Source organism: Pseudomonas sp. Leaf15 (assembly GCF_001421425.1).
Taxonomy (GTDB): Bacteria; Pseudomonadota; Gammaproteobacteria; order Pseudomonadales; family Pseudomonadaceae; genus Aquipseudomonas; species Aquipseudomonas salomonii.
The window spans coordinates 212,187-236,534 of sequence record NZ_LMKI01000032.1; the positions used below are offsets into that span (position 1 = coordinate 212,187).

A 24,348-nucleotide genomic window follows, 5' to 3' on the forward strand; every position below is an offset into this window, starting at 1 on the left:
GTTCGATTAAAAAGTAACCTTGGACTTTACAGTGCTGCAAAGTCGAAGGATTGATACTGATCTGCGCCAATGCCGGCAAAACTCAACATGGCCGGCAATTGCTGGGCGAACCCCTGGTAACCATGGTCGCCACCGGCCTGGATGCGCAAGGCACAGGCCCGGTAATACTGCTGGGCGAGGCGATAATCCAGGGTTTCGTCCCCGGTCTGCAACCACACCTGATAACGCGCGGCGTCCTGGGGCGCCGGCACTTCCAGTTCGGCCAGGGCCGTGACGTGGTCGTGGGTCAGCTCCCAGGTTTCATCGGTGTAGAGGTTCTTCTGGGTGCCCAGGTAACCGTCAAACATCCGATGCGGACTGACCGCCGGGTTCACCAGCAGCGCCTTGAGGCCATGGCGTTCGGCAAGATGGGTTGCATAGTAGCCGCCGAGTGAGCTTCCCACCAGCAGCGGCCGCCCCAGTTCTGCAATGGCCTCTTCCAATTGAGGAATCGCCTGACGCGGGTGGTGATGCAGGGCCGGCACACGCAGTTGGTCGCTCAAACCGAGGCTGTCCATCACGGTGGTCAACTGGGTGGCCTTGTTGGACGCAGGCGCGCTGTTGAAACCGTGGATATATAGAATCGAAGCGGACATGCGGGGCTCTCCGTGCATCAGCCAAAGAGGCGCAGTTTACAGGGAATACAGACAGATGCGGATCGAATGTGGGAGCTGGCTTGCCTGCGATGGCGGCGGATCAGTTAGCTATTGATTAACTGGCACACCGCTATCGCAGGCAAGCCAGCTCCCACATTTTGAGCAGCGTTTGCAGCGTTTAATAGCCGTTGCTGCCGTAGTCGACGGTGAAAGCAAAATCCTTTACCCGCTCCACACCCGTCTCCAACCGTCCGTCGGCATGTAATCGCAGCCAGCGATACCCGGGCGCCTGCTCGCTGACCTTGAAGTCCTCGCTGCCCGGCGCGAACTGGATACAGGTAGACGGCGACGCCAACAGGCGCACGCCGTTGCGTTCACGGTCGATTTCCTGGTGCACATGGCCCCACAGCACCGCCTTTACCTGCGGGAAGCGGTCGAGTACGGCGAACAGGGCTTCAGGGTTGCGCAGGCCGATCGGCTCCATCCACGCACAACCGATGGAGACCGGATGATGGTGAAAACACACCAGATGATGACGGCTTGGCGCTTCGCTCAGGGCCTGGGCGAGCAATTGCAGTTGCTGGTCCTGCAAGTAACCGGGCACCGAGCCCGGTACCGCCGAATCCAGCAAGGTGACGCGCCAATGGCCAATGTCGACCACCGGCTCCAGCAAATCACTGTGCACGGCGGCATGGGCCATGACCTGCGGTTCGTCGTGGTTGCCGGGAATCCAGCGTGCCGGCGCGTCGATCTGCCCGGTCAGGTCGCGAAACTGCTGGTAAGACTCCAGCGAGCCGTCCTGGGACAAGTCCCCCGTGGCCAGCACCAGATCGATCTGCGACTGTTGCTCGCGCACCAAACCAATCACCCGCTGCAGGCTGTCGCGGGTGTTCATGCCCAGCAGCGAACCGTCGGCCTCGGCAAACAGGTGGCTGTCGGACAACTGCACCAACAGCACCGACGCATCAGGGTTCACAGCGGATACGCTCGGCAAGGCGCTCTCCCAGGGCAATCACAGGAATGGATAACTGGCGCGATTATGCTGGGGCAGGACACAAAGAGGAAAGACGCAGTTCACATCTAGCGCACGACTTCGAATTCATGGCCCAGGGCCAGGCAGTGACTCAACCACTCGCCGAGGAACACATTGAGCTGTGCTTTCTCATCGGGCTGGTGCATGAACACATTCGGATAAGGATAGATGCTGCGAAAGCGTCGCGCATGTTCGGCGCTGATCACTTCGGCCATGCGGGCATCGTGATACACCTGAACCTCCAGCTGCGGCACCGGCAGCCAGGGCAGGCTGTGCTCCTGGCGCACCCGCAAGGTGGTGGTGTACGGGCAGTTGACGATGACCTCAAGGGTCAGCACGCCCAGCATCTGGTCGCCATGGGTCACGGCAATACGCCGCGCCTCAGGCGCGTGACGCATGTCGGGGAGCAGGCGCATCAGCCGCGCGTAGTTGGCCTCGCAGGCCGCTTGCAGCCCGATCAGGTCAACTCGGTATCGTTCCCGTGCCTTTACTGCCATAACCCCCTCACTTCCGCGCGATTAAGCGCAAGCCATTGCAGGGCGATAATGCTGGCTGCGTTGGAAATTTTGCCGTCACGCACCGCTTGCAGGGCATCTTCGAACGCCCAAGGGGTGACGCGGATATCTTCTGCTTCTTCTTCCAGTCCATGGACGCCACCTGCACCTGAGCTGTCGCAACGGCCCAGATACAAGTGCACGAATTCGGTACTGCCACCGGGCGACGGGAAATATTTGGTGATCGGCCACAGCGCAGAGAACGTAAGGCCAGCTTCCTCCTCGGCCTCGCGGTGTGCAACCTCCTCCGGTTGTTCGTCCTTATCAATCAGCCCCGCGACCATTTCCACCAGCCATGGGTTGCCGGTACGGCCCATGGCGCCGATACGGAACTGCTCGATCAACACCACTTCATCGCGCTGCGGGTCGTAGGGCAACACGCACACCGCGTCATGGCGAACGAAGACTTCACGATTGATCACCCGGCTCATGCCGCCATCGAACTTCTCGTGGCGCAGTTGCACGCGGTCAAGCTGGTAGAAGCCCTTGTAGGCATTGTCACGCTGAACGATCTCGATGGTGTTCGGCGTCGATTTGGCAATGTCCGTCATATCCTTCCTCGTTACGCAGGTGCAATTCGCGCCATCCTAACGCGCCCATGGCCCTTGATGCAGCCCCTTTCCGGTTGCCGGGATAGACGGCGAGCGTCAAACTCACTCTAATCAGCTTAGTGGCGAACTGACGGCTTTGTTCGCAGTCGAAGCGCTACTCTTTTTCGCTTTCCATCGATTTCCGAAGGACGCACATGTCGCTTTTAAAAATCGCCTCCGTGGCCTGTATTGCCCTGACTCTGGGCGCTTGCCAGAGCCTGTTCCAGCCCAGCTACCTCAAGCCCCTGGACACCAAGCCGGACACTTCCGAACAGATCAAACCCGGCTGCAACAGCCCGGAATGCCCGCTGGTGAACATCGACACCGTGCACTTCCCCAGCGAGCCGCAGCTGGACAGCATTGTTGAGCAACGCCTGCTGCAAATGACCCGCACCGCGCCCGGCGCCAGCGTGCCGCCGACCCTGAATGCCTACCGCGACAAGTTCCTGCGCGAGTCGCCGAACCGCAACAGCATGTACTTGCAAGCCAAGGTACGTGAGCAGCATGACGGACTGGTGATCGTTGAAGTGTCCAGTTATCTGGATACCGGCACCGCCCACGGCGCGCCCGGCCGCGGTTTCATCAACTATTCACGCCTGCTGCACAAAGAGCTGAGCCTGGCCGACATGCTCCTGCCGGGCCAGGAACAGGCGTTCTGGAACACCGCGAAAGTCGCCCACAACAGCTGGCTGATCAATTCGCAGATGGACCGCGACCCGGAGTTCGTGAAGAGCTGGCCGTTCCAGAAAACCCCGAACGTGGCCCTGACCAGCGCCGGCGTGGTGCTCAAGTACAACGTGAGCACCATCGCCCCTTACGCATTGGGGCTGATCGAAATGACCATCCCCTATGCGCGCCTCACCGGCGTGCTCAAGCCTGAGCTGATGCCTGCGCGCCACTGACCGCACGCCCTAACACCAGCTGTAACAACCCTGCCAGTACCAGTGCCGGCAGGGTTGCGCCGATATCCGGATACAGGTTGGCCAGCACGTGATAGGTGGCGATGCCACCCAGCCAGGCCACCAGCGCCGGCCAATGCAGGTTGGCAACGGTGCCCTGGCCACGCCGGCGCAGGATAAAGTGATCCACCAGCACCACGCCGAACAGCGGCGCAAACACCGAGCCGATCAGCAGCAGGAAGTTCTGATACTGCGCCAACGGCGCCAGGCAGGCGATCAAGGTGCAGATCACACCGATGGCCAGGGCCAGGTGCTCGACCTTCAAGCGCAGCAACATACCGCTGGACACCGCCGCCGAGTGAATATCGGCAAAGGCGTTTTCCGACTCGTCCAACAGAATCAGCAGCAGCGGAATGCCCAAGCCAGCACCGGCCAGCGCCAGCAACAGCGCATTGACCTCACCACTGGGCGCAAACGCCAGGGTGTAGGCCACGCCCAGGCTCATCAGCCAGAAATTCCCGATAAAGAAGCCCAACGCCGTCCCGCCGAACACGCTTTTGGCGCGCTGGCCGAAGCGTGAGTAATCGGCGATCAGTGGCAACCACGACAGCGGCATGGCGATGGCGATATCAAACCCCACCGCAAACGGCATCGAGCCATCCCCGGACTTGGCCCACAACGCCGCGAGGTCGGCCTTGGCGAACAGGTTCCAGGTCAGCCACAGGCAGGCGGCGAGCAGCAGCCAGATGCCCCATTTACGCAGGATTTGCCGCACAAACGTCAAAGGACCGCTGACTGCCAGCAAGGTCGCCAAGCCACCGAAAAACAGAGTCCACAGCAATGGGCTGGCGAGCAGGCTGCCCTCGCTGAACGCGCGCGTGCCGAGCAAACTGGCGGCGTCGCGCATCACGATGATCTCGAACGAGCCCCAGCCAATCAATTGCAGCAGGTTCAGCAGTGCCGGCAGGCTCGCGCCCTTGCTGCCGAGGCTGAGTTTGAGCGCGGCCATGGCGGACAGGCCGGTGTCGCTGCCGATCACACCGACGGCGGCCAGCAGCAACACACCGACCAGCGTGCCGAGAAAAATCGCCAGCAACGAGCCGGACAAGCCCAGGCCCGGCGCGAGCAAGGCACCGGTTTGCAGGACCATCAGGCCGATGCCGAGGGAGAACCACAGGGAGAACAGGTCGCGGGCGCCGAACACGCGTTTGTCAGCCGGCACCGCGATTTCAGGGGAGTAAGTACTCGGTTGAATGCTCAAGGGTGTTATCTCTGAGGGACATGATCGTTCCCACGCTCTGCGTGGGAATGCCGCTAAGGACGCTCTGCGTCCGCCTTTGTGACGCAGAGCGTCACGGGATGCATTCCCACGCAGAGCGTGGGAACGATCGTGGGTGTCAGACCTTCTTGTACAGCTGACTGCCTTCCTGCTTGAACCGCTCCGCCTGCTCGGCCAAGCCCTTGGCCACGTCCACATCCACCGCTTCAATGCGCTGGTTGGCGGCGTACTCGCGTACTTCGTGAGTGACTTTCATCGAGCAGAACTTCGGCCCGCACATCGAGCAGAAGTGCGCGACCTTGGCCGACTCCTTCGGCAAGGTTTCATCGTGGAAAGCCCGCGCGGTGTCCGGGTCCAGGCCGAGGTTGAACTGGTCTTCCCAACGGAATTCGAAGCGCGCCTTGCTCAGGGCGTTGTCGCGAATCTGCGCGCCGGGGTGGCCTTTGGCGAGGTCGGCGGCATGCGCGGCGATCTTGTAGGTGATGATCCCGGTCTTCACGTCATCCTTGTTCGGCAAACCCAAGTGTTCCTTGGGCGTGACGTAGCAGAGCATGGCGCAACCGAACCAGCCGATCATCGCCGCACCAATACCCGAGGTGATGTGGTCGTAGCCCGGCGCAATGTCGGTGGTCAACGGGCCGAGGGTGTAGAACGGCGCCTCGTCGCAGCATTCGAGCTGCTTGTCCATGTTCTCCTTGATCAACTGCATCGGCACGTGGCCGGGGCCTTCGATCATGGTTTGCACGTCGTGCTTCCAGGCGATCTTGGTCAGTTCGCCCAGGGTTTCCAGCTCGCCGAATTGCGCCGCGTCGTTGGCATCGGCCACCGAGCCTGGGCGCAGGCCGTCGCCGAGGGAGAAGCTGACGTCATAGGCCTTCATGATTTCGCAGATCTCTTCGAAATGCGTGTAGGCGAAGTTTTCCTTGTGATGAGCCAGGCACCATTTGGCCATGATCGCGCCGCCACGGCTGACGATGCCGGTCACGCGGTTGGCGGTCAGCGGCACATAACGCAGCAAGACACCGGCGTGAATCGTGAAGTAGTCCACGCCCTGCTCGGCCTGTTCGATCAACGTGTCGCGGAACAGCTCCCAGGTCAGCTCCTCAGCCATGCCGTCGACTTTTTCCAGGGCCTGGTAGATCGGCACGGTGCCGATCGGCACTGGCGAGTTGCGGATAATCCACTCGCGGGTTTCGTGGATGTGTTTGCCGGTGGACAAATCCATGATGTTGTCCGAGCCCCAGCGAATGCCCCAGGTCATCTTCGCCACTTCTTCTTCGATGGACGAACCCAGGGCGCTGTTGCCGATGTTGCCGTTGATCTTCACCAGGAAGTTACGGCCGATAATCATCGGTTCCAGCTCGGTGTGGTTGATGTTGGCCGGAATGATCGCGCGACCGCGGGCGATTTCTTCGCGGACAAATTCAGGCGTGATGATTTTCGGGATACTTGCGCCAAAGCTGTGGCCCGGGTGCTGCTGCTTGAGCAGGCCGCTGGCACGGGCTTCTTCGAGCTTCATGTTTTCGCGGATGGCGACGTACTCCATCTCCGGCGTGATGATGCCTTTGCGCGCGTAGTGCATCTGGCTCACGTTGGCGCCGACCTTGGCTTTGCGCGGGTTTTGCAGGTGGGCAAAGCGCAGGTAGGCCAGGTCCGGGTTATCCAGGCGCTCCTGGCCGTAGCTTGAGCTCAGGCAGGTAAGGCGCTCAGTGTCACCACGCTCTTCGATCCACGGCGAGCGCACATCGGCCAGGCCTTTGCGCACGTCGATGATGACATTCGGGTCGGTATAAGGGCCGGAGGTGTCGTAGACCACCACAGGAGCGTTGATTTCACCGCCGAACTCGGTGGGTGTCACGTCCAGGCTGATTTCGCGCATGGGCACGCGGATATCGGGACGCGAGCCCTGCACATAAATTTTCTGCGAGCGGGTAAACGGCTGCACGGAGCCTGTGTCGACCTTGGCCGACTCACTCAAATGCACGGTGTTGTTTTTTGGTCTTGTACTCATCACGGGCTCTCCAACTTATCCAGGCGGTGGATTTTTGTCGGAGCGAACCTGTGACGGATGGACGCACTGAAACCAGTGCTGTGCAAGGCACGAGGGCTGTTCGATTGTCGAACAACATCCCGGACGAAGCACAAGAGGACTCGCCGGGTGACGAGAAATCTTGTTCCCTACGCAGGCGTTAACCTGATCAGGTTCAACGGGATCCGGTATTTACCGATCTCAGCCTTCCAACAAGGCACCCCGACAAGAACGCGGCCAGTCTAGACCATGGCGTGGGCAAATTGCCAATGGCTGTGTATTCAGCGTGATGAATGGCGTGATTGCGGGATTGTTGCGCAGGGTCAGCGCCACTACACTCGGGCGTCGTCACAATGCTTGACGCCAGGAATGGCCAGCCTTAGCCTTGGGCGCTTAATTACAGCCGTAATATTCACACTAGGGATCGCCTCATGCTGCGCAAACTCTCACTGGCTCTTGCCGTGTCTTGTGCGACCAATGGAATGGTCTGGGCAGCTGAAGCGCCCTTGTCCGCCAAAACCGACTTGGTCAGCGTCTACCAGGAAGCGGTGAACAACAACGCCGACCTGGCCGCCGCCCGTGCGCAATACGGCGCGCAAAAAGAAGTGGTGCCCCAGGCCCGCGCCGGCTTGCTGCCGAACCTGTCGGCCGGCGCCGACAGCAATAACGTGCGCACGCAGATCCACCAACCGGCAGCCACCGCCAACCGTGACGCGCACTCCTGGCGTGCGACCTTGAGCCAGCCGCTGTTCCGCGCTGATCGCTGGTTCCAGCTGCAAGCCGCCGAAGCCGTCAACGAACAAGCTGCGCTGCAACTCTCGGCGACTGAACAGAACCTGATCCTGCAAAGCGCCGAAAGCTACTTTGCCGTGCTGCGCGCCCAGGACAACCTGGCCTCGACCAAGGCCGAAGAAAACGCCTTCAAGCGCCAGCTCGACCAGTCCAACGAACGCTTTGATGTGGGCCTGTCGGACAAGACCGACGTGCTGCAATCCCAGGCCAGCTACGACACCGCCCGCGCGAACCGCATCGTCGCCCAACGCCAGGTGGACGACGCCTTTGAAGCGCTGATCACCCTGACCAACCGCCAGTACAATGCGATCCAGGGCATCGTGCACACGCTGCCGGTGCTGCCGCCGGCGCCGAACGACGCCAAGTCCTGGGTTGAAACTGCCGGCCGCCAGAACCTGAACTTGCTGGCCAGCAACTACGCCGTGACCGCAGCCGAAGAAACCCTGCGCCAGCGCAAGGCCGGCCACTTGCCGACCCTCGACGCCGTGGCGCAATACGAGAAAGGCGACAACGACGCGCTGGGTTTCAGCAACCCGAACCAGTTGCCCGTGCCGTACGGCGGTGATGTGTCCCAACGCACCATCGGCCTGCGCCTGAATATCCCGATCTACAGCGGCGGTTTGACCAGCTCGCAAGTGCGCGAATCCTATTCACGCCTCGACCAGACCGAACAGCAACGCGAAGGCCTGCGCCGCCAGGTGGTGGAAAACACCCGCAACCTGCACCGTGCGGTGAACACCGATGTGGAGCAGGTGCAGGCGCGCCGCCAGTCAATCATCTCCAACCAGAGCGCGGTAGAAGCCACGGAAATCGGTTATCAGGTGGGTACGCGCAATATCGTCGATGTGCTGGACTCGCAACGCCAGCTGTACTCGTCGGTGCGCAACTACAACAACAGCCGCTACGACTACATTCTCGACAACCTGCGCTTGAAGCAGGCTGCCGGCACGCTGAGCCCAGGGGACTTGCAGGACCTGACGCGCTACCTCAAGGCTGATTACAACCCGGACAAGGATTTCCTGCCGCCGGATCTGGCCAAGGCCGCCGCTGAGCAGCTCAAGGCTCGCCCGGGCTACTAAACACACCGAAAATCAATGTGGGAGCTGGCTTGCCTGCGATGCAGACACCTCGGTACCTCTGATGCACCGAGGTGATGCTATCGCAGGCAAGCCAGCTCCCACATTTTGGTCCGTGTTGGTTCAGTGATTGAGCAGTTTGTCCAAACCGTCCAGCAAGCGCTTGAGCGCGCCCTGGTTGGCCTGCATCACCTTCAATCCCGCCTCTGCCATCTTGCGCGCATCCTGCGGCAGTTCGAACAACTGCCGCACGGCTTCGGCCAATCCTTGCGCATCATCCACCTCACGCAACGCCCCGGCTTCACGCATCATCGCGCTGATTTCGAGGAAGTTGAACAGGTGCGGCCCCATGATCACAGGCTTGGCCAGCGCCGCCGGTTCCAGTGGATTGTGACCGCCGGTGGGCACCAGGCTGCCGCCTACGAAGGCGCTGTCGGCCAGCGCATAAAGAAACAGCAGCTCGCCCATGGTGTCGCCGAGCAGCACGGAGGTCTGCGCCGTTACCGGTTCAGCGCTGGAGCGGCGTACCGTGGCAAAGCCTTGTTGCCCGCACAACTCGAACATCGGGCCGAAGCGCTCCTGATGACGCGGCACCAGAATCAGCAGCGCATTGGGGTAGCTTTCGAGCAGTTGGCGATGGGCGGCGAGCACCACTTCATCCTCGCCTTCGTGGGTACTGGCAGCGATCCATACCGGGCGCTCGGTGGCGCCCCATTGCTCGCGCAAGGCGGCGGCGCGTACCGGCAGTTGCGGGTCGATGGTCAGGTCGAACTTGATCGAGCCGGTGATTTCAACGGTTTGTGGTCGTGCGCCCAGGCTCAAAAAACGCTGGGCTTCGGTTTTTGTCTGCACCGCGAACAGGCTCATCTCGGCCAGCATCGGCGCGGTCAGTTTGGCGAAGCGCGCATAACCTTTGGCCGAACGTGCCGACAGCCGCGCATTGGCCAGCGCTACCGGAATACCGCGTTGAGCGCAGGCATGGATGTGGTTGGGCCACAGCTCGGTTTCCATGATCACGGCGAGCCTGGGCTGTACACGATCAAGAAAACGCTTGGCGGCGCAAGGCAAGTCATAGGGCAAGTAGCAGTGCTGAATGCGCGGTTCATTGGCGAACAGCGCCTGGATACGCTCCGAGCCGGTGGGCGTCATGCAGGTAACGGTGATCGGCAGCGTCGGGTGGCGCTCCATCAGCCCGCGAATCATCGGCGCGGCGGCAATGCTTTCGCCCACCGACACCGCATGCACCCAGATCCCGCCCGGCTGCATCACCGGCAGGCCATAGGAAAACCGCTCGCCTATCCGTTTTGCATACGCCGGCGCCTTGCGCGCACGCAGCCACAGACGTAAAGCCACCAACGGCAGCGCCAGGTAAAACAGACAGCTGTAGAGAGTTCTATTCATGGCGGCGGAGTTTATCGGCTTTTTCAGTCGATCGCCTGCAAGCACTCGGCAAATCGCTCGGTCAGGAAGCGCGCGGCCGGGCCCAGATGCTCATCGCGACGCCAGACCAGCTCCACCACCAGCGCCGGCGGCGTCCATTCGCTGTCCAGCTCGACCATCTGCTGTTGATAGGCTGGGTACTGCACGATGTGCCGAGGCAGCCACGCCCAGCCCAGGCCACTCATCAGCCATTCGGCCAATACGTAGAAGCTGTCGGCACGCCACACCAAGGGGCTCGCGGCTTCGCTGCCGGGGTAGACGCTGGTCTGGGTCGACATCAGCAATTGGCGAAACTGCGCCAGGCGTTGGCAGGTCACGTAGTTGTCCTGGGCCAGCGGATGGTTCACACCGCACACCGTGACCATTTCCACACTGCCCACCACCCGCCGCTCAAGCGCTTCGGGGATCTGGTCGTGATAGAACAACAGGCCCAGGTCAGCCTTGCGCTCCACCAGCTTGCGCGCCACATCGCCTTGGGCGGCGCTGGACAGTTGCACTTCCAGCAGCGGGTATTGCCGGGCCAGCGCCTCGAGGCTGTCGAGCACCGGCTGGAACAGCATGGCTTCGTCCTGGGCCAGGCGCAGGCAGGCTTCCTCGCCACGGGTCAGTGACAACGCCCTTCCATTGAGCCGTTCACATTGGCGCAGCACCTCGCGCGCTTCTTCCAGCAACACACTGCCGGCTTCAGTCAGGCGGGGCTGACGGCCGCTGCTGCGTTCGAACAGGCTCAAACCCAAGTCCGCTTCCAGCAGGGCGATCCCATTGCTCACGGCCGATTGCGCCTTGCGCTGCCCACGCGCCACCGCCGAAAACGAGCGCTGCTCGGCGACGCTGACAAACAGGCGCATCTGTTCCAGGTTCCATTGCACACTCATGACTCAACCCATCTTTAAATCGGATAGGTAATGACTTTATCTCATCTCGCGAAGGGTTAAAATGCGGACCTAATCAAGCACGTATCACACCGAGGATTCCCCCCATGAATGTTGCCTACGTTTACCTGGCCATTGCCATCTGCTCGGAAGTGATCGCCACCGTTTCCATGAAAGCCGTCAAGGGCTTGAGCACGCCGATTCCGCTGTTGCTGATGATTGTGGGGTATGGCGTGGCCTTCTGGATGCTCACGCTGGTGGTGCGCACGGTGCCAGTGGGCATCGCCTACGCGGTCTGGGCCGGGCTGGGCATTGTGATGGTCAGTATCGCCGCGCTGTTTATCTACGGGCAGAAGCTGGATGTACCGGCAATGCTGGGCATGGGCCTGATTGTGCTGGGCGTGGTGGTGATTCAGCTGTTCTCGAAAACCGCCGGGCACTGACCGCCACGCTACAGCCTGTATACTGCGCCTCTTGTCTTGAACACTGAGGTCGCCGATGCCATCCGTTATTTCCACCGACGTTCTGATTGTCGGCGCCGGGGTTGCCGGCCTCTGGCTTAACGCACGCCTGCGCCGCCAGCGGTTTTCCACGGTGGTGGTGGAAAGCGCTACCTTGGGCGGCGGGCAAAGCGTGAAGTCCCAGGGGATCATCCACGGCGGCGCGAAATACGCCCTGCACGGCGCCCTCACCGGTGCGTCCGAAGCCATTGCCGACATGCCGCGCCGCTGGCGCGAAGCCCTGGCGGGTAACGGCGAGCTGGACCTGACCGGCGTGCGCTTGCTCTCCGAAGCCCACTACCTGTGGTCGCCCGGCACGATCGCCGGCAACCTCACCAGCTTCTTCGCCAGTAAAGCCGTGCGTGGCCGCGTTGATCAGGTCAAGGGCGACGGATTGCCGCCTGCCCTGCAAGACCGGCGTTTCAAGGGCAAGGTCTATCGCCTGGCCGAACTGGTCATCGATGTGCCCAGCCTGATCGAACGCCTGGCGCAGCTGGCCGGCGACGGTTTGCTCGCCGGGCAACACATCGAACCGCTGCTGGAAGGCGACACGCTGGTGGGCCTGAAGGTCGATGGCCGCGAGATCCGCGCCCAGCGCATCGTGCTGAGTGCCGGTGGCGGCACGGCTGACCTGCTCAGCGCGCTGGGCCTGAGCCAGCCGGCCATGCAAACCCGCCCACTGCATATGATCATCGCCAAAGGCCCGGGCCTCAAGCCGCTGTATGCGCACTGCCTGGGCGGCGGCACCAAGCCGCGCCTCACCATCACCACTCACCCGGCTGCCGACGGCAACTGGGTGTGGTACATGGGCGGCGATATCGCCGAGGCGGATGGCGTGGCCCGTACACCACAAGAACAGATCGCCACTGCGCAAAAAGAGCTGGGGCAGTTACTGCCGTGGATCGACATGAGCCAGACCCAATGGGCCACCCTGCGCGTCGACCGGGCCGAGCCGCTGCAATCGGGCCTGAGCCGCCCCGACAATGCCTTCCTCGCCGAGCAAGGCCGCCTGCTGGTGGGATGGCCGACCAAACTGGCGCTGGCACCGGACTTCGCCGATCGCGTAATCAACGCCCTCGAACGCGACGGCATCCGCCCAAGCGCCAGCGTCGCACTGCCTGAATTTCCAAAACCGGCCCTCGGCCAACCTGCCTGGGAGCAACTGTTGCCATGAGCCTGCCAACCCTGCACGACCTGCATCGCCCGCTGGGCAGCACCGGCCTGCTGGTTTCGCCACTGGGCCTGGGCACCGTCAAGCTGGGTCGTGATCAAGGGGTGAAATACCCCAACGGTTTTCAGATCCCCAATGACGACGAAGCCCGGATGTTGCTGCGCCAGGCCCAGCAGTTGGGCATCAACCTGATCGACACCGCGCCGGCTTACGGCCGCAGTGAGGAACGCCTAGGACCGCTGTTGCGCGGCCAGCGCAACGATTGGGTGATTGTCAGCAAGGTCGGCGAAGAGTTTGCCGACGGCGTGTCCCATCACGATTTCAGTGCCGCACATACGCGGATGTCCATCGAGCGCAGCTTGAAACGACTTGAAACGGATTTCATCGATCTGGTGCTGGTGCACTCCGACGGCAATGACCTGCATATCCTCAACGATTGCGAGGTGTATGAGACCCTGGCGCAGCTGAAAAAAGAGGGCAAGATCCGTGGTTTCGGCTTCTCCGGCAAAACCGTCGAAGGTGGCGTGAAGGCTCTGGAACAAGGTGATTGCGCGATGGTCACCTACAATCTGAATGAACAGGCCGAGAAAGCCGTGATCGATTACGCCGCCGCCCACGGCAAAGGCATCCTGGTGAAAAAGGCCCTGGCCAGCGGCCACGTGTGTCTTGAGCCAGGAATGGATCCAATTCGTGCCAGTTTCATGCTGTTGTTTGCGCAAACGGGTGTCGCCAGTGCTATTGTCGGGACCATTAACCCGCTGCACCTGGCCCACAACGTGGCGACCGCTGCCCAAGTCATTCGTCAACTCTGACGCCGCCCACGCGGCCGACCCCGTCGCAAGAAGGAGCCGACATGCCGCGAACGCTGATTAGAAAAAACCCCAGCAACTTCAAGACACTGCCGCTGCACGTCGAAGCCACCCCCGAAGGCCTGAGTTACCAGAGCGTGGGCATGCCGCTCAACTTCGCCCAGACCCTGCAACGGCGCAAACCGGTGGAGGTGGCAGACTCTGAACGTTTCGCCCTGGAATTGGCCAACCTCGGCGTGTCGGTACGCCTGACCCTGCATTGGCAGAACAAGGATTACTGGGTACTGGTGCGCCAGCGCCGCCAGGATCGTGGCGACGTGGTGCTCAAGCTGATCTCCGGCTACGTACCCGCCCACGAACTGAACCTGCCGCTGCACACCGCCATCCAGGAAATTGCCGAAGAATGCCTGCTGGAGACACCCGAAGGCTGGCTGGGCGGGCGCTTCAATGACACCTGGCTGCCCGCACCCTACTCCGCCGCCCTGCATTACCGTGAAGCCCTGCCGTTTCGCTTGAGCCCGCTGTCCGGCGCCGCCCGCCCGGTGCGCTGCGCCACCATGCAATTGATCGAGCGCCCACGGGCTTACGTGCATTTGCCGACCGCGTCGCTGCAATTGATTTATGACTTGCGCCTGGAAGTCCCCAAGGAAGCCAAGTCCTTGAGCCTGTTCCATGTGGATGAACGCCTCGAAGGCGACCAACTCGTGGCGCGCCTGGACCGTCAGCGGCCCGACCTGTACCTGATGCCGTTGAAGGACGGCCAGCCGCTGGCAGAGTTGTACACCGTAAAGAAAGACCAGCTATACCCGGCCAGCACACGCGGCTTGTACCTGGCGGAAAGCTTCGCCCAGCAGGAAGGCTGGCTGGTGCGCGATGAGCGCATTCGCTGGAAGGATTGGCTGCGTCAGCAAGGCCTGGCGGAGCCTGAGAAAGAGTCGAAGTTGAAGCGATTGGCGCAGCGTGTGCTGCGCAAGATCGTGCCGAAGAAGAAGGCCAAAGGCTGACGCAAATCCAATGTGGGCGCTGGCTTGTGTGGGAGCTGGCTTGCCTGCGATGGCATCAACTGGGTTTGCCTGATGTACCGAGTTGCCTGCATCGCAGGCAAGCCAGCTCCCACACAAGCCAGCTCCCACAGGTGACCGAGGTCAGCCGTTAAGCAAGCGCTCCAGGCCGACCTTCAGCGGCGTCGGCTCAGGCAGCGTAAAGCTCGCCAACAAGCGCTGGTTATTCGCCCGCGAATGGCGGATATCCCCCGAGCGCGCCGGCCCGTAAGTAATCACCGGCAACCGCCCCACCACTTCTTCCAGCGCCTGCAACACCTGCTTGAGCGTGGTCGTGCGGTTCCATCCCACGTTGATCGCGCCCAGTGGCGCTTCGGGCGCCTCGATGGCCTGGACCAGCACATCCACCAGGTCTTCCACGTACATGAAATCCCGGGTTTGCTCGCCGTCGCCAAACACGCTGATCGGCACACCCTGCTGTACACGCTCGCTGAAGATACTGATCACGCCCGAATACGGCGATGACGGATCCTGGCGTGGCCCGAAGATGTTGAAGAAACGGAAAATCACCGGCTCCAGGCCATGCTGGCGGCGATAGAAATCGAAGTAGTGCTCACCGGCCAGCTTGTCCGACGCGTAAGGCGTCAGCGGCGCCTTGGTGGTCTCTTCGTCAATCGAAGCGCCCTCACCGTTGTTGCCATATACCGCCGCGCTGGAGGCAAATACCACACGCTTCACGCCGGCCTTGCGCATGGCTTCGCAGACATTCAGGGTGCCGACGAAATTGCTCTGGTGCGTGCTCACCGGATCATCCACCGAGGCCTGCACTGAGGCCACTGCGGCTAGGTGCACCACGGCGGTGGCGCCGATGGCAGCTTGCGCCACCAGCTCGGCATTGGCGACATTGCCTTCAATCAGTTCTACGCGCGGGTTATCCAGCGGCAGATTGCTGCGTTTGCCGGTGGACAAGTCATCCAGCACCCGCACGGCATAGCCCTTGGCGAGCAGCGCATCGACCAGGTGCGAGCCGATAAAGCCAGCACCTCCAGTGATCAACACCCACTTTTGAGCATTACTCATTGTTGCGGATCTTCTCGACAATGGCCGTGGTCGAGCTGTTTTCAACCAACCCCAGCACTTTGACCGTACCGCCGTAGGCGCTGACGATGTCGGCCCCCACAACCTGGTCGACAGAATAGTCGCCACCCTTGACCAACACGTCCGGCTTGACCTGGGCCAGCAGGTTTTCCGGGGTGCCTTCAGAGAAGCTGATCACCCAGTCCACCGCGCCCAAACCGGCCAATACCGCCATGCGGCGATCGACACTGTTGATCGGACGGCCCGGGCCTTTCAAGCGGCTCACCGAAGCGTCATCGTTGACTGCCACGATCAGGCGGTCGCCTTGGGCGCGCGCCTGTTCCAGGTAAGTCACATGGCCTGCATGCAGGATGTCGAAGCAGCCGTTGGTGAACACGATGCTTTCTTTGTGGGCACGGGCGTCGTCAATGGCCAGCAGCAATTGCTCGATCCCCAGCACGCCGCGCTCCGAACCTTCGGAGCGCTGGATCGCACGGCGCAGCTCAGGCGCGCTGATAGCCGCGGTACCCAGTTTGCCGACCACAATGCCCGCCGCCAGATTGGCCAGGGCCACCGCGTGGGGCAGTTCTTCACCGGCCGCAATCGAGGCGGCCAGGGTGGAGATGACCGTGTCACCGGCACCGGTGACGTCGAACACTTCACGGGCACGCGCGGGCAAATGCATCGCCGGGTGGTCCGGGCGCAGCAGGGTCATGCCGTGCTCGCCACGGGTGACCAGCAAGGCGCCCAGGTCGAGGTCGGCCATCAGCGCCGCGCCTTTGGTCACAAGCTCATGTTCATCGGCGCAACCGCCGACAATGGCTTCGAACTCGCTGAGGTTTGGCGTGATCAGGCTGGCACCCCGATAAATCGAGAAGTCCTTGCCCTTGGGATCGGCCAGAACCGGAATGCCACGGGCCTTGGCGGCCTGGATCAGCATCTGGTGGTTTTTCAAGGCACCTTTGCCGTAGTCGGACAACACCAGCACCTTGATACCTTCGAGCAACGCGTCGACTTGACCACTGAGGGCCAGGGCGTCGGTGGCGAAGGGTTCTTCGAAATCGATACGCAGCAATTGCTGGTGACGGCTCATGACCCGCAGCTTGACGATGGTCGGCTGATGGGCAATGCGCTGGAACAGCGCACGCACGCCGGCACCGCGCAGGCTGTTGGCCAGGCTGTCGGCGGCTTCGTCGTCGCCGGTCACACCCACCAGGGAGGCCGGGGCGCCGAGGGCGGCAATATTGAGGGCAACGTTGGCAGCGCCACCTGGACGGTCTTCGATTTGCTCGACCTTGACTACCGGTACCGGTGCCTCAGGGGAAATCCGTGAGGTACCGCCATGCCAGTAACGGTCGAGCATGACATCGCCGACCACCAAGACAGGGGCTTGATCGAATCGCGGCATGGACAACTTCATGGAGCAACCCACATACAAAATGAACAGGGGCGCGATATTAGCACAGGGTTATGGGAGGCTTGTGGAGGGTGTGCACAGAAGATAGTGCGACGGGCCTGCCATTGAATCCACCGAGGAACACATGTGGGAGCGGGCTTGCCCGCGATGGCGGTGAATCAGTCGAAACATTCGGTGACTGACACTGCGCTATCGCGGGCAAGCCCGCTCCCACAAGGTTTTAGGTGATGTCGGCCGGCACCGGGGCATCCAGGCCCATGGCATGCAGGCGGGCGTAGTAGCCGTTCTGGGCCAGCAGCTCGGCGTGGCTGCCGCGCTCGACAATCCGGCCGTCGTCCATCACCAGGATCAGGTCGGCCTTCTCGATGGTGGACAGGCGGTGGGCAATCACCAGGGTCGTGCGGCCTTGCATGACCTTGTCCAGGGCCGCCTGAATGTGCCGCTCGGATTCGGTGTCGAGGGCCGAGGTGGCCTCGTCCAGAATCAGCAGTGGCGCGTTCTTCAGCAAGGCCCGGGCGATTGCCAGGCGCTGACGTTGGCCGCCGGACAGCAGCACGCCGTTCTCACCCACCTGGGTATCGAAGCCTTTGGGCAACTGGTCGATGAAGTCCTTGGCGTAGGCATCCGCCGCCGCCGCTTCAACGTCCGCCCGTGGCGCGCCGGCCAGGTCGCCGTAGGCGATGTTGTTGGTCACGGTGTCGCTGAACAGCGTGACATGCTGGGTCACCTGGGCAATGTGCTTGCGCAGGTTGAGCAGCTTGTAGTCTTCGATCTCTACGCCGTCGAGCAGGATTTCGCCGCTTTCGTGGTGGTAGAAACGCGGGATCAGGCTGGCCAGTGTGGACTTGCCGCTGCCGGAACGGCCCACCAGGGCGATCATCTGCCCGGGCTCGGCGGTAAAGGTGATGTCCTTGAGCACATGGCGCTCGGTGCCTGGGTAAGTGAAGTTCAGGTTACGCACTTCCAGACGGCCGCTGACCTTGTCGCGCTCGACGCTGCCGCGATCCACTTCCTGCTCTTCGTCCAGCTGTTCGAAAATGCTTTCAGCACCGGCCACGCCTTTCTGGATGGTCGAGCTGACTTCCGACAGTTGACGGATCGGCTTGGGCAACAGCCCGGCCAAGGTGATGTAAGCCACCATGTCACCGGCCGATGCGTCACCACGAAGGTAGAGCACCAGGAACATCAGCACCGCCATGGCGGTGTAGATCACCAGTTGCAGCAACGGGGTGTAAATGGCTCCGGTGCGGGTCATGCGCAGTTGCTTGTCGGTGTTGCCCTGGCTGGCCTTGAAGAAGCGTTTCTCTTCGTAGACTTCACCGCCGAAGCTGCGCACCACGCGATAGCCCTGGATGGTTTCCGAAGCCACGTGGGTCACATCACCCATGGCCACCTGGATTTTCTTGCTCTGCTTGCGGAATTTCTTGCTGGCCGTGCTGACCATCACCGCAATCAACGGCAGGATGGCGATCATCACCAGCGTCAGGCGCCAGTTCATGAACAGCAGCGAGGCAAACAGGAAGATCACCGTCATGCCTTCACGGATCACCACCTTGATGGCATCGGTGGCCGCGCCCGTCACCATGGTCACGTTGAAGGTGATGCGCGAAATCAGGTGCCCGGAGTTGTGGTTGTCAAAGTAGCGGTTGGGCAGCGTCAGCAGGTTGTTGAACAACTGCACGCGCAGGTCATGGACCAGGCCCAGGGATACCTTGGCCAGCAAGTAGTTGCCCAGGAACGAACCCAAGCCCTGCCAGGCAGCGATCAAAATGATCAGCAACGGCACGGCTTGCAACAATTTCATGTCACGCAGGAACGGTACGCTGGGGAACAGCACGGCGTCAGGGTTGGATAGGCCGTCGACAAAGTACTTGAGGATGTACCCCAGCATAGGCTGGGTCGACGCGAAAATCAGAAATCCGACAATACTCAACGCGAACAAGCCGGCGTAGGGCTTAACGTACATGAGCAGGCGGAAGTATATTTTCAAGCTCGAAGGGCTTGCGCTCGGACTGGAGTCGGTCATATCACGCGGCGTTTTGAAAAAGGAGGCTGACTTTAGCACAGCTTCTCTGTTGTACTTGCACCCGACGTAACCCGCGGCCCGGCTGGATCCAAAGGGCGACATTATATAGCCACTGTCTTAACATGGTCGGCTTTCTCTATTCTGGAACGGCTTTACTGTATGCACTCCAAGCGCCTTACCTATGGCACAAATCGCGTTTTCGACTTCCTGGTCCTCTGGATTTTGCCCATTGGCTTGTTGTTGCTTTTGAGTTCGCTGTTCTTCGTCAACAATCGCAATGTCATGCACCGCGGCTTCTACATTTTCTTCGCCCTGCCGGCCTTGCTCCTGCTGTGCCTGCGCCCACGGGAACTCAAAGAGCTACTGCGCGAGCCGCTGGTGCTTGCCTTCACGGCGTTTTGCGCATGGGCCATGATCACAGTGCTCTGGAGCCCGGAGCCCACTGGCGACTCGAACCTGTTCAAGATCCCGCTGCAGACGTTCATGCTGTTTGCCGGCTGCGGGCTGCTGCTGCATTACCGCAACGACCTGTTCAAGCCGATCTTCTTCAGCGCCGCCGTGATTGCGCTGGTGGTGACGCTGTTGAACCTGGTGGCGTTCGTCAAAGGCTTTGCGCCGAGCATGCGCATGATTGGCGGCCTGGGCGCCCTGGACAACCCGCTGCTCAGTTCCCACCTGTTCGGCTTTTTCTGCGTGTATTGGCTGTACCTCTGCGTCACCACCAAACGCTTGCGCGTACTGTGGCTCAGCGCACCGGCCCTGGCGGTCATGGCCCTGGCAATTCTGGCCACCGGCTCCAGGACGCCATTGGTTGCACTGGTGATGGCCGTCCTCTGGATGGGCCTGCTCAGCCGCAACCGGCGCTCGGCGCTGATGATTGCCGCCCTGGTGCTGGCGGCCGCCGGCCTGCTGCTGTTTTACCCGCAACATATCACCGAGCGCGGCAGCTCATTCCGCTTCGAAATCTGGCAAATCATCCTCGAACGCATCTCAGACCATCCATGGCTCGGCCACAGCTACGACTCCGAACTCTATGTGAAACCTGCCAACTACGATTTTGAACCGCTGCGCGAACCCCACAGCTTTGCCTTGGGCGTGCTTTATTACGTCGGCATCATCGGCTTTATCCCGTGGATCTTCATGCTGGGCCGCGGGCTGTACGCAGGGCTTAAGGAACGCGCGCAGCCGCTGTTTATCCTCACCTCCTCGCTGCTGGCCTACGGCATTGGCGCGGGGCTCACCGAAGGCGGTGGCATCCTGTCGCGGCCCAAGGAGCACTGGTTCCTGCTGTGGATCCCCCTCGCTCTGATCGCCGGCCTGAGCATCGCCAAGCGGCGCCATAGCCTGCTGCGCATTGTGGTGAGCACGCCCAAGCCACAGGCATTCAAAGCCCTGTGCGAAGGCGCTCATATCGTCGAGGAAGATGGCCTGGGGCCTAAAGTCCTGCGCCTGGGCGATGGCAGCTTCCTCAAGCTGTTCAGGGCTCGACGCTGGTACACCTCCGGCACATTCAATCCGTACTCGGAACGGTTTGCCTGCAACAGCGAACAGCTGCAGGCACTAGGCATTGTGTCACCGCCGATTCTTGACCTGTACAGCCTGCGCGACGGCAGCACCGCCGTGCGTTACCAGCCGCTGCCGGGCCTGACGTTGCGCCAGGCCTTGCAAAGCCTGGACAGCAGCCTGCGCGAATCGCTGATCGAACGGTTTGGCCGGTTTATGGCCCAGCTGCATGAGCGCGGTGTCTACTTCCGCTCCCTGCACCTGGGCAATGTATTGCTGCTGGAAGACGGAGAGTTCGGCCTGATCGACGTGGCGGATATGCGCGTCTATCCGTCAGCGCTGCGCAACACCCTGCGCCAGCGCAACCTCAAGCATATGCAACGCTATGCGCAGGATCGCAATTGGTTGTTCGAAGCGCACTTTGAGCAATTGGCCAAGGGCTATGCCTCGGTGGCTTCGCCGCACGCCACGCAGAAAATCCGCGAACAGGTGCTGACACTCGCGCGCCCGGCGGCCTGACAGCCGACCTGATCCCTGAGGCTGTATTGGGCCAAATGTGGGAGCGGGCTTGCTCGCGAATGCGGCGTGTCAGTCACCGAAGATGTCGACTGATCCACCGCATTCGCGAGCAAGCCCGCTCCCACATTTAGATCGCAGTACACCCAGCAGAGGTGTGCTGCCCTGCTCTTGGTATCAGTCTTTTTCCAGCGGGGAAAAATACAGGCGACCCAAGCCGCGCCACGTCTTCTTGTTCCAGGCCCGAAACGGGATCTGCGCCAACAGCTCTCGCGCCAATGCACGGTTACGGTTGGAGGTCTTGAGGAACATGGAGCTGAGGAATTTGTAACGCACCTCGTCATACAGCGGGTGATCACTGAACAACGCGTAGGTGCGCAGGATGTTATCGATCATGAATCGATGATTCTTGTACGAATTGGTGGCGTGCTTGCGGTAGCGCGCCATCACCACGTTCAAACCATCGATGAAGTACCCGGCGTGGGTAATTTTCAGTTCGATCAGCAAGTCTTCCAGGCGAATCTGCGGGTCAAACCCACCGACCTTTTCCAGCGCCTCGCGCCGGATCATCAGCGTAGGCGCCGGCGGGTAAGGTTTGCGCTCTAGGAACATGTCGTCGAAATCCAGGCGCCGAAACGGCACGTCACGGCGCTGGCGCTTCTCCGGGAACAGCTCGCCGTGGGAGTCGATCAGCTCGATATTGCCCGCGCAGATTCCCACCTCAGGCTTGCCCTCCATATAGGCCACCTGGGTCGCGATGCGCTCGGGCATCATGATGTCGTCCGAACCGAACGGCACGATCAGCGGCCCCTGGGACCGGCCAATCGCGCCATTGAGGGTGTTGGTCAGCCCCTGGTTCTGCTGCACACGAAAGTCGAAGGTATGATGTTCCTGCAGGCGACGGATGCGCTCGACGCTGTCGTCTGTCGAGCCATCGTCGACCACCAGCAGTTCGATGTTGGGATAGGTCTGGTTCAACACACTGAGGATACTTTCCTCAATGTAGGGCGCATGGTTATACGACGCAATGATCACCGTGACCAAGGGCTGACTCTGGTTCATACATTCTTCCCGCGTGCTTGAGCCAACCCTGAATCGATCAGCTCCAGGTACTCCTGGCGGAATACCTCAATGTCGTGTTGCGCCTGGAGGTACTGGTAGGCCTGCTCGCCTTTTTGTGCGAGTGCCTCGTCAGGCAGCGCCAGGTAAGTGTCCAGCGCCTCGGTCAGCTGGGGCACATTGGCCGGCTCCACCGCCAGGCCACCGGCACCTTCGATCAACGGCAACATGGCCGGCACGCTGGAGGCAATCACCGGCAGGCGGCCGCTCATGCCTTCCAGCAGCGCCAGGCCCAGGCCTTCTGCGAGCGAAGGCATTGCCCAAATGTCAAAGGCACGCACGTATTGCAGCGCGTTTTCCTTGAAGCCCAACAGGTGCACGCGCCCATCCAGGCCAAGGTTCCGGATTTGCGCAGCCAGATTGGCCTCTTCGCGCCCGGCGCCAATGATGGCCAACTGCGCGGTTGGGTATTTATCTTTCAGCGCCGCAAACGCCTGCAACAAATAGGTGTGGCCTTTGACCGGCACCAGCCGGCCCAAGGCGCCGATCAAGCGCACCGAAGGGTCGATGCCCAGCAACTCGCGCGCACGCGTGCGTGAATGCTGCAAGCCTTCGGCCTGCTCGATGTCGATGGCGTTGGTAATCGCGTAGGTATTCTGGTCGGTAAACCCGCACTGGCAATCCAGCAGGTATTGCTTGACCGCCGGCGACACCCCGACAAAGCGCCAGTGCGCGTCGATCCAGCGCTGCGCCTGCTTGCGCCGGTACAGGCGGTCATACTCGCCAAAACCATGGGAGATGCCGATGCACAGCGGGATCTTCAACCAACGGTTGAGCTGCAACATCATGTTGACCGGCTTGAAGCGGTTGCACACCACCACGTCGAACTGTTCGCGGCGGCAGAACTTATACAGTTGCCACATGGCGCGCAGCCGCAAGCCCTTGAGCGACTTGTCGGAAAACTCGAAGTAGACCGACTTGGCCGCCCGGCTGACCGGTTCGCCAGGCGCCGGCTTGCCACGCAGGAACGCGGCGGTGACCTCGTAGCGGTCGGCAGGCAATGCCTTGACGATCTGCTCGGCCAGGTCGGCAAAGTCATGGGATTTAACATTGTAGTCAGGCTGCAGTTGCAGGACCTTGAAACGCCGACTCATAACTCTCCTCGATGGAAACCTGTGGCATCAACCACCCACGCTGTTTCAGCCGCCAGCGTCTGGACGTACTCGGCGTCAGGCTCCGGTAGCAACGGCCACTGATTACGCTTCCAGCAGACAAAATGGAAATACGGAAATTCCCGTTCACCATCCCTGTCGTTGGTCAGGCGGCCCTTGTTCCAGAACCACTGATGCGGGAAGCGATCACTGCCGTCGTGCCATTTGATCACACCACCGGGCGTGCTGAACGCCTCGGTGAACTCACTGCGCCGACGCCATGGGTTTAACTTGCCGACCAACTCGAACAGCGGCTTGGGGAAATTCTTGCGCCACAGGAAAATTCGACTGAAGGCGCCTTCATCCAGCGCATGATGCGCCTGATCGGTAAAACGCGCCTCCCAATCCTTGATGTGCATGAACGCATGCCGCTTCCTGGCCGTGTTGCGCATCAGGCACAAATGCCCGGCGACCCGCCGCTCATGGGTTGAAAACAAGTCATAACTGGCCAGGCGCTCGGCGGTGAAATACTCGCGCAGGTTGCCGTAGATCAGGTCCAGATCGCCAAACGCCCAGAAATCGTAACCGTTGAGGCGGTCAGCGTGGATATGCCCCAGCGCCGGCTTGATGTCGCACAGCTTGTACGGCGCCTGGGGCGCAAAATTGATGTACAGCCGCTGGGAAACCAGCGCGCAGTAATCGGCAAAGGTGATGCTTTCGATGCGGACATTGTCAGGCACATTGGCCGGCATCGGGCAGTCGCTGAACAGCAACCAGTCAATGTCCGCGTTGTGGCGGCAGCTTTCGAGAAAAAACGGCATCCAGAATGGCCAGCGGCCAAAGTAAGGAATAATGAAAAGGATGCGGGGGCTCGGATTGCTCAAGGGGGACTCACTGTCATTTGGTACTGGGGCGCGCT

Annotated in this window: 21 protein-coding genes and 1 riboswitch; of the genes, 7 read left to right on the plus strand and 14 right to left on the minus strand. The window is 61.3% G+C overall.

Translation table 11 applies throughout. From position 1 onward, the window contains the following. Positions 1-26 precede the first annotated feature (26 nt). The 4 genes from ASE80_RS20430 to ASE80_RS20445 form a co-directional block, all read right to left on the minus strand. The gene (locus ASE80_RS20430; RefSeq protein WP_056860542.1) at positions 27-635 is read right to left on the minus strand and encodes a YqiA/YcfP family alpha/beta fold hydrolase; all 609 of its coding nucleotides are present in this window, start codon (positions 633-635) and stop codon (positions 27-29) included. A 178-nt stretch (positions 636-813) separates the two neighbouring features. After that, entirely contained in the window at positions 814-1,629 is an 816-nt protein-coding gene (cpdA, locus tag ASE80_RS20435; RefSeq protein ID WP_056860543.1) for a 3',5'-cyclic-AMP phosphodiesterase, read from the minus strand. Positions 1,630-1,715: 86 nt separating this feature from the next. After that, positions 1,716-2,165, minus strand: a complete 450-nt coding sequence (locus ASE80_RS20440; RefSeq protein WP_017138485.1) for a DUF1249 domain-containing protein — start codon at positions 2,163-2,165, stop codon at positions 1,716-1,718. Next, a complete protein-coding gene (locus ASE80_RS20445) occupies positions 2,156-2,773 on the minus strand; it encodes an NUDIX domain-containing protein (protein WP_017138486.1) in 618 nt (205 codons plus the stop codon). Before ASE80_RS20445 ends, ASE80_RS20440 begins: the two co-directional genes overlap by 10 nt. 194 nt (positions 2,774-2,967) lie before the next feature. Between ASE80_RS20445 and ASE80_RS20450 the strand changes: the two genes are divergently transcribed. Then, complete coding sequence (locus ASE80_RS20450) at positions 2,968-3,714, plus strand: RsiV family protein (protein ID WP_056860544.1); 747 nt, start codon at positions 2,968-2,970, stop codon at positions 3,712-3,714. On the opposite strand, the gene cytX is transcribed toward ASE80_RS20450, so the two are convergent. Together cytX and thiC are read right to left on the minus strand one after the other, a co-directional pair. Further along, on the minus strand, positions 3,683-4,972 hold the full coding sequence (gene cytX, locus ASE80_RS20455; protein WP_056860545.1) for a putative hydroxymethylpyrimidine transporter CytX: 1,290 nt from the start codon (positions 4,970-4,972) through the stop codon (positions 3,683-3,685). The two genes, ASE80_RS20450 and cytX, sit on opposite strands and share 32 nt — an antisense overlap. Positions 4,973-5,108: 136 nt before the next feature. Next, positions 5,109-7,001 carry a phosphomethylpyrimidine synthase ThiC gene (gene thiC / locus ASE80_RS20460; protein WP_056860546.1) on the minus strand — a complete coding sequence of 631 codons (1,893 nt, stop codon included), beginning with the start codon at positions 6,999-7,001 and terminating at the stop codon, positions 5,109-5,111. Between the two features lie 147 nt (positions 7,002-7,148). Next, positions 7,149-7,254: riboswitch (TPP riboswitch) on the minus strand. Positions 7,255-7,450: 196 nt separating this feature from the next. On the opposite strand from thiC, the gene ASE80_RS20465 reads away from it, so the two are divergent. After that, a complete protein-coding gene (locus ASE80_RS20465) occupies positions 7,451-8,890 on the plus strand; it encodes a TolC family outer membrane protein (RefSeq protein WP_056860547.1) in 1,440 nt (479 codons plus the stop codon). A gap of 120 nt (positions 8,891-9,010) precedes the next feature. Here ASE80_RS20465 and waaA read toward each other — a convergent pair whose 3' ends face one another. Next, complete coding sequence (waaA, locus tag ASE80_RS20470) at positions 9,011-10,288, minus strand: lipid IV(A) 3-deoxy-D-manno-octulosonic acid transferase (RefSeq protein WP_056860548.1); 1,278 nt, start codon at positions 10,286-10,288, stop codon at positions 9,011-9,013. 23 nt (positions 10,289-10,311) lie between these two features. After that, positions 10,312-11,202, minus strand: coding sequence for a LysR family transcriptional regulator (locus ASE80_RS20475; protein ID WP_056860549.1), 891 nt, complete (start codon positions 11,200-11,202; stop codon positions 10,312-10,314). Between the two features lie 104 nt (positions 11,203-11,306). On the opposite strand from ASE80_RS20475, the gene ASE80_RS20480 reads away from it, so the two are divergent. From ASE80_RS20480 to ASE80_RS20495, 4 genes are read left to right on the plus strand one after another with little or no spacing between them, the layout of a single operon-like run. After that, the gene (locus tag ASE80_RS20480; RefSeq protein ID WP_017138493.1) at positions 11,307-11,642 is read left to right on the plus strand and encodes a DMT family transporter; all 336 of its coding nucleotides are present in this window, start codon (positions 11,307-11,309) and stop codon (positions 11,640-11,642) included. 55 nt (positions 11,643-11,697) lie between these two features. Next, entirely contained in the window at positions 11,698-12,873 is a 1,176-nt protein-coding gene (locus ASE80_RS20485) for an NAD(P)/FAD-dependent oxidoreductase (RefSeq protein ID WP_056860550.1), read from the plus strand. Further along, complete coding sequence (locus ASE80_RS20490; protein WP_056860551.1) at positions 12,870-13,682, plus strand: aldo/keto reductase; 813 nt, start codon at positions 12,870-12,872, stop codon at positions 13,680-13,682. The genes ASE80_RS20485 and ASE80_RS20490 overlap by 4 nt, the downstream gene beginning before the upstream one ends. Before the next feature lie 41 nt (positions 13,683-13,723). Further along, positions 13,724-14,683, plus strand: coding sequence for a hypothetical protein (locus ASE80_RS20495; RefSeq protein ID WP_056860552.1), 960 nt, complete (start codon positions 13,724-13,726; stop codon positions 14,681-14,683). Between the two features lie 141 nt (positions 14,684-14,824). On the opposite strand, the gene ASE80_RS20500 is transcribed toward ASE80_RS20495, so the two are convergent. The 3 genes from ASE80_RS20500 to msbA all read right to left on the minus strand — a co-directional run bounded on the left by ASE80_RS20500 (position 14,825) and on the right by msbA (position 19,200). Continuing rightward, positions 14,825-15,760: an NAD-dependent epimerase/dehydratase family protein gene (locus ASE80_RS20500; RefSeq protein ID WP_056860553.1), complete on the minus strand. Its 936-nt coding sequence runs from the start codon at positions 15,758-15,760 to the stop codon at positions 14,825-14,827. Further along, positions 15,753-17,177: a bifunctional D-glycero-beta-D-manno-heptose-7-phosphate kinase/D-glycero-beta-D-manno-heptose 1-phosphate adenylyltransferase HldE gene (hldE, locus tag ASE80_RS20505; protein WP_017138498.1), complete on the minus strand. Its 1,425-nt coding sequence runs from the start codon at positions 17,175-17,177 to the stop codon at positions 15,753-15,755. Before hldE ends, ASE80_RS20500 begins: the two co-directional genes overlap by 8 nt. Before the next feature lie 217 nt (positions 17,178-17,394). Next, positions 17,395-19,200, minus strand: a complete 1,806-nt coding sequence (gene msbA / locus ASE80_RS20510) for a lipid A export permease/ATP-binding protein MsbA (protein WP_056860554.1) — start codon at positions 19,198-19,200, stop codon at positions 17,395-17,397. 159 nt (positions 19,201-19,359) lie between these two features. Here msbA and ASE80_RS20515 point away from each other — a divergent pair, with 159 nt between their 5' ends. Further along, positions 19,360-21,222, plus strand: a complete 1,863-nt coding sequence (locus ASE80_RS20515; RefSeq protein ID WP_056860555.1) for an O-antigen ligase family protein — start codon at positions 19,360-19,362, stop codon at positions 21,220-21,222. 174 nt (positions 21,223-21,396) lie between these two features. On the opposite strand, the gene ASE80_RS20520 is transcribed toward ASE80_RS20515, so the two are convergent. From ASE80_RS20520 to ASE80_RS20530, 3 genes are read right to left on the minus strand one after another with little or no spacing between them, the layout of a single operon-like run. Further along, positions 21,397-22,281 (minus strand): glycosyltransferase, encoded by an 885-nt coding sequence (locus tag ASE80_RS20520; RefSeq protein WP_056860556.1) that lies wholly within the window; start codon positions 22,279-22,281, stop codon positions 21,397-21,399. Continuing rightward, a complete protein-coding gene (locus ASE80_RS20525) occupies positions 22,278-23,432 on the minus strand; it encodes a glycosyltransferase family 4 protein (protein WP_056860557.1) in 1,155 nt (384 codons plus the stop codon). The genes ASE80_RS20520 and ASE80_RS20525 overlap by 4 nt, the downstream gene beginning before the upstream one ends. Continuing rightward, positions 23,429-24,313, minus strand: coding sequence for a DUF6625 family protein (locus ASE80_RS20530; RefSeq protein WP_056860558.1), 885 nt, complete (start codon positions 24,311-24,313; stop codon positions 23,429-23,431). Before ASE80_RS20530 ends, ASE80_RS20525 begins: the two co-directional genes overlap by 4 nt. Positions 24,314-24,348 lie beyond the last annotated feature (35 nt).

What these genes read in the sequence shown, in the direction of transcription:
- ASE80_RS20430 (WP_056860542.1), bottom strand. Translation starts at nt 635, where the DNA reads ATGTCCGCTTCGATTCTATATATCCACGGTTTCAACAGCGCGCCTGCG.
- ASE80_RS20440 (WP_017138485.1), bottom strand. Translation starts at nt 2,165, where the DNA reads ATGGCAGTAAAGGCACGGGAACGATACCGAGTTGACCTGATCGGGCTG.
- ASE80_RS20445 (WP_017138486.1), bottom strand. Translation starts at nt 2,773, where the DNA reads ATGACGGACATTGCCAAATCGACGCCGAACACCATCGAGATCGTTCAG.
- ASE80_RS20450 (WP_056860544.1), top strand. Translation starts at nt 2,968, where the DNA reads ATGTCGCTTTTAAAAATCGCCTCCGTGGCCTGTATTGCCCTGACTCTG.
- thiC (WP_056860546.1), bottom strand. Translation starts at nt 7,001, where the DNA reads ATGAGTACAAGACCAAAAAACAACACCGTGCATTTGAGTGAGTCGGCC.
- ASE80_RS20465 (WP_056860547.1), top strand. Translation starts at nt 7,451, where the DNA reads ATGCTGCGCAAACTCTCACTGGCTCTTGCCGTGTCTTGTGCGACCAAT.
- waaA (WP_056860548.1), bottom strand. Translation starts at nt 10,288, where the DNA reads ATGAATAGAACTCTCTACAGCTGTCTGTTTTACCTGGCGCTGCCGTTG.
- ASE80_RS20475 (WP_056860549.1), bottom strand. Translation starts at nt 11,202, where the DNA reads ATGAGTGTGCAATGGAACCTGGAACAGATGCGCCTGTTTGTCAGCGTC.
- ASE80_RS20480 (WP_017138493.1), top strand. Translation starts at nt 11,307, where the DNA reads ATGAATGTTGCCTACGTTTACCTGGCCATTGCCATCTGCTCGGAAGTG.
- ASE80_RS20485 (WP_056860550.1), top strand. Translation starts at nt 11,698, where the DNA reads ATGCCATCCGTTATTTCCACCGACGTTCTGATTGTCGGCGCCGGGGTT.
- ASE80_RS20490 (WP_056860551.1), top strand. Translation starts at nt 12,870, where the DNA reads ATGAGCCTGCCAACCCTGCACGACCTGCATCGCCCGCTGGGCAGCACC.
- ASE80_RS20495 (WP_056860552.1), top strand. Translation starts at nt 13,724, where the DNA reads ATGCCGCGAACGCTGATTAGAAAAAACCCCAGCAACTTCAAGACACTG.
- ASE80_RS20500 (WP_056860553.1), bottom strand. Translation starts at nt 15,760, where the DNA reads ATGAGTAATGCTCAAAAGTGGGTGTTGATCACTGGAGGTGCTGGCTTT.
- hldE (WP_017138498.1), bottom strand. Translation starts at nt 17,177, where the DNA reads ATGAAGTTGTCCATGCCGCGATTCGATCAAGCCCCTGTCTTGGTGGTC.
- msbA (WP_056860554.1), bottom strand. Translation starts at nt 19,200, where the DNA reads ATGACCGACTCCAGTCCGAGCGCAAGCCCTTCGAGCTTGAAAATATAC.
- ASE80_RS20515 (WP_056860555.1), top strand. Translation starts at nt 19,360, where the DNA reads ATGCACTCCAAGCGCCTTACCTATGGCACAAATCGCGTTTTCGACTTC.
- ASE80_RS20520 (WP_056860556.1), bottom strand. Translation starts at nt 22,281, where the DNA reads ATGAACCAGAGTCAGCCCTTGGTCACGGTGATCATTGCGTCGTATAAC.
- ASE80_RS20525 (WP_056860557.1), bottom strand. Translation starts at nt 23,432, where the DNA reads ATGAGTCGGCGTTTCAAGGTCCTGCAACTGCAGCCTGACTACAATGTT.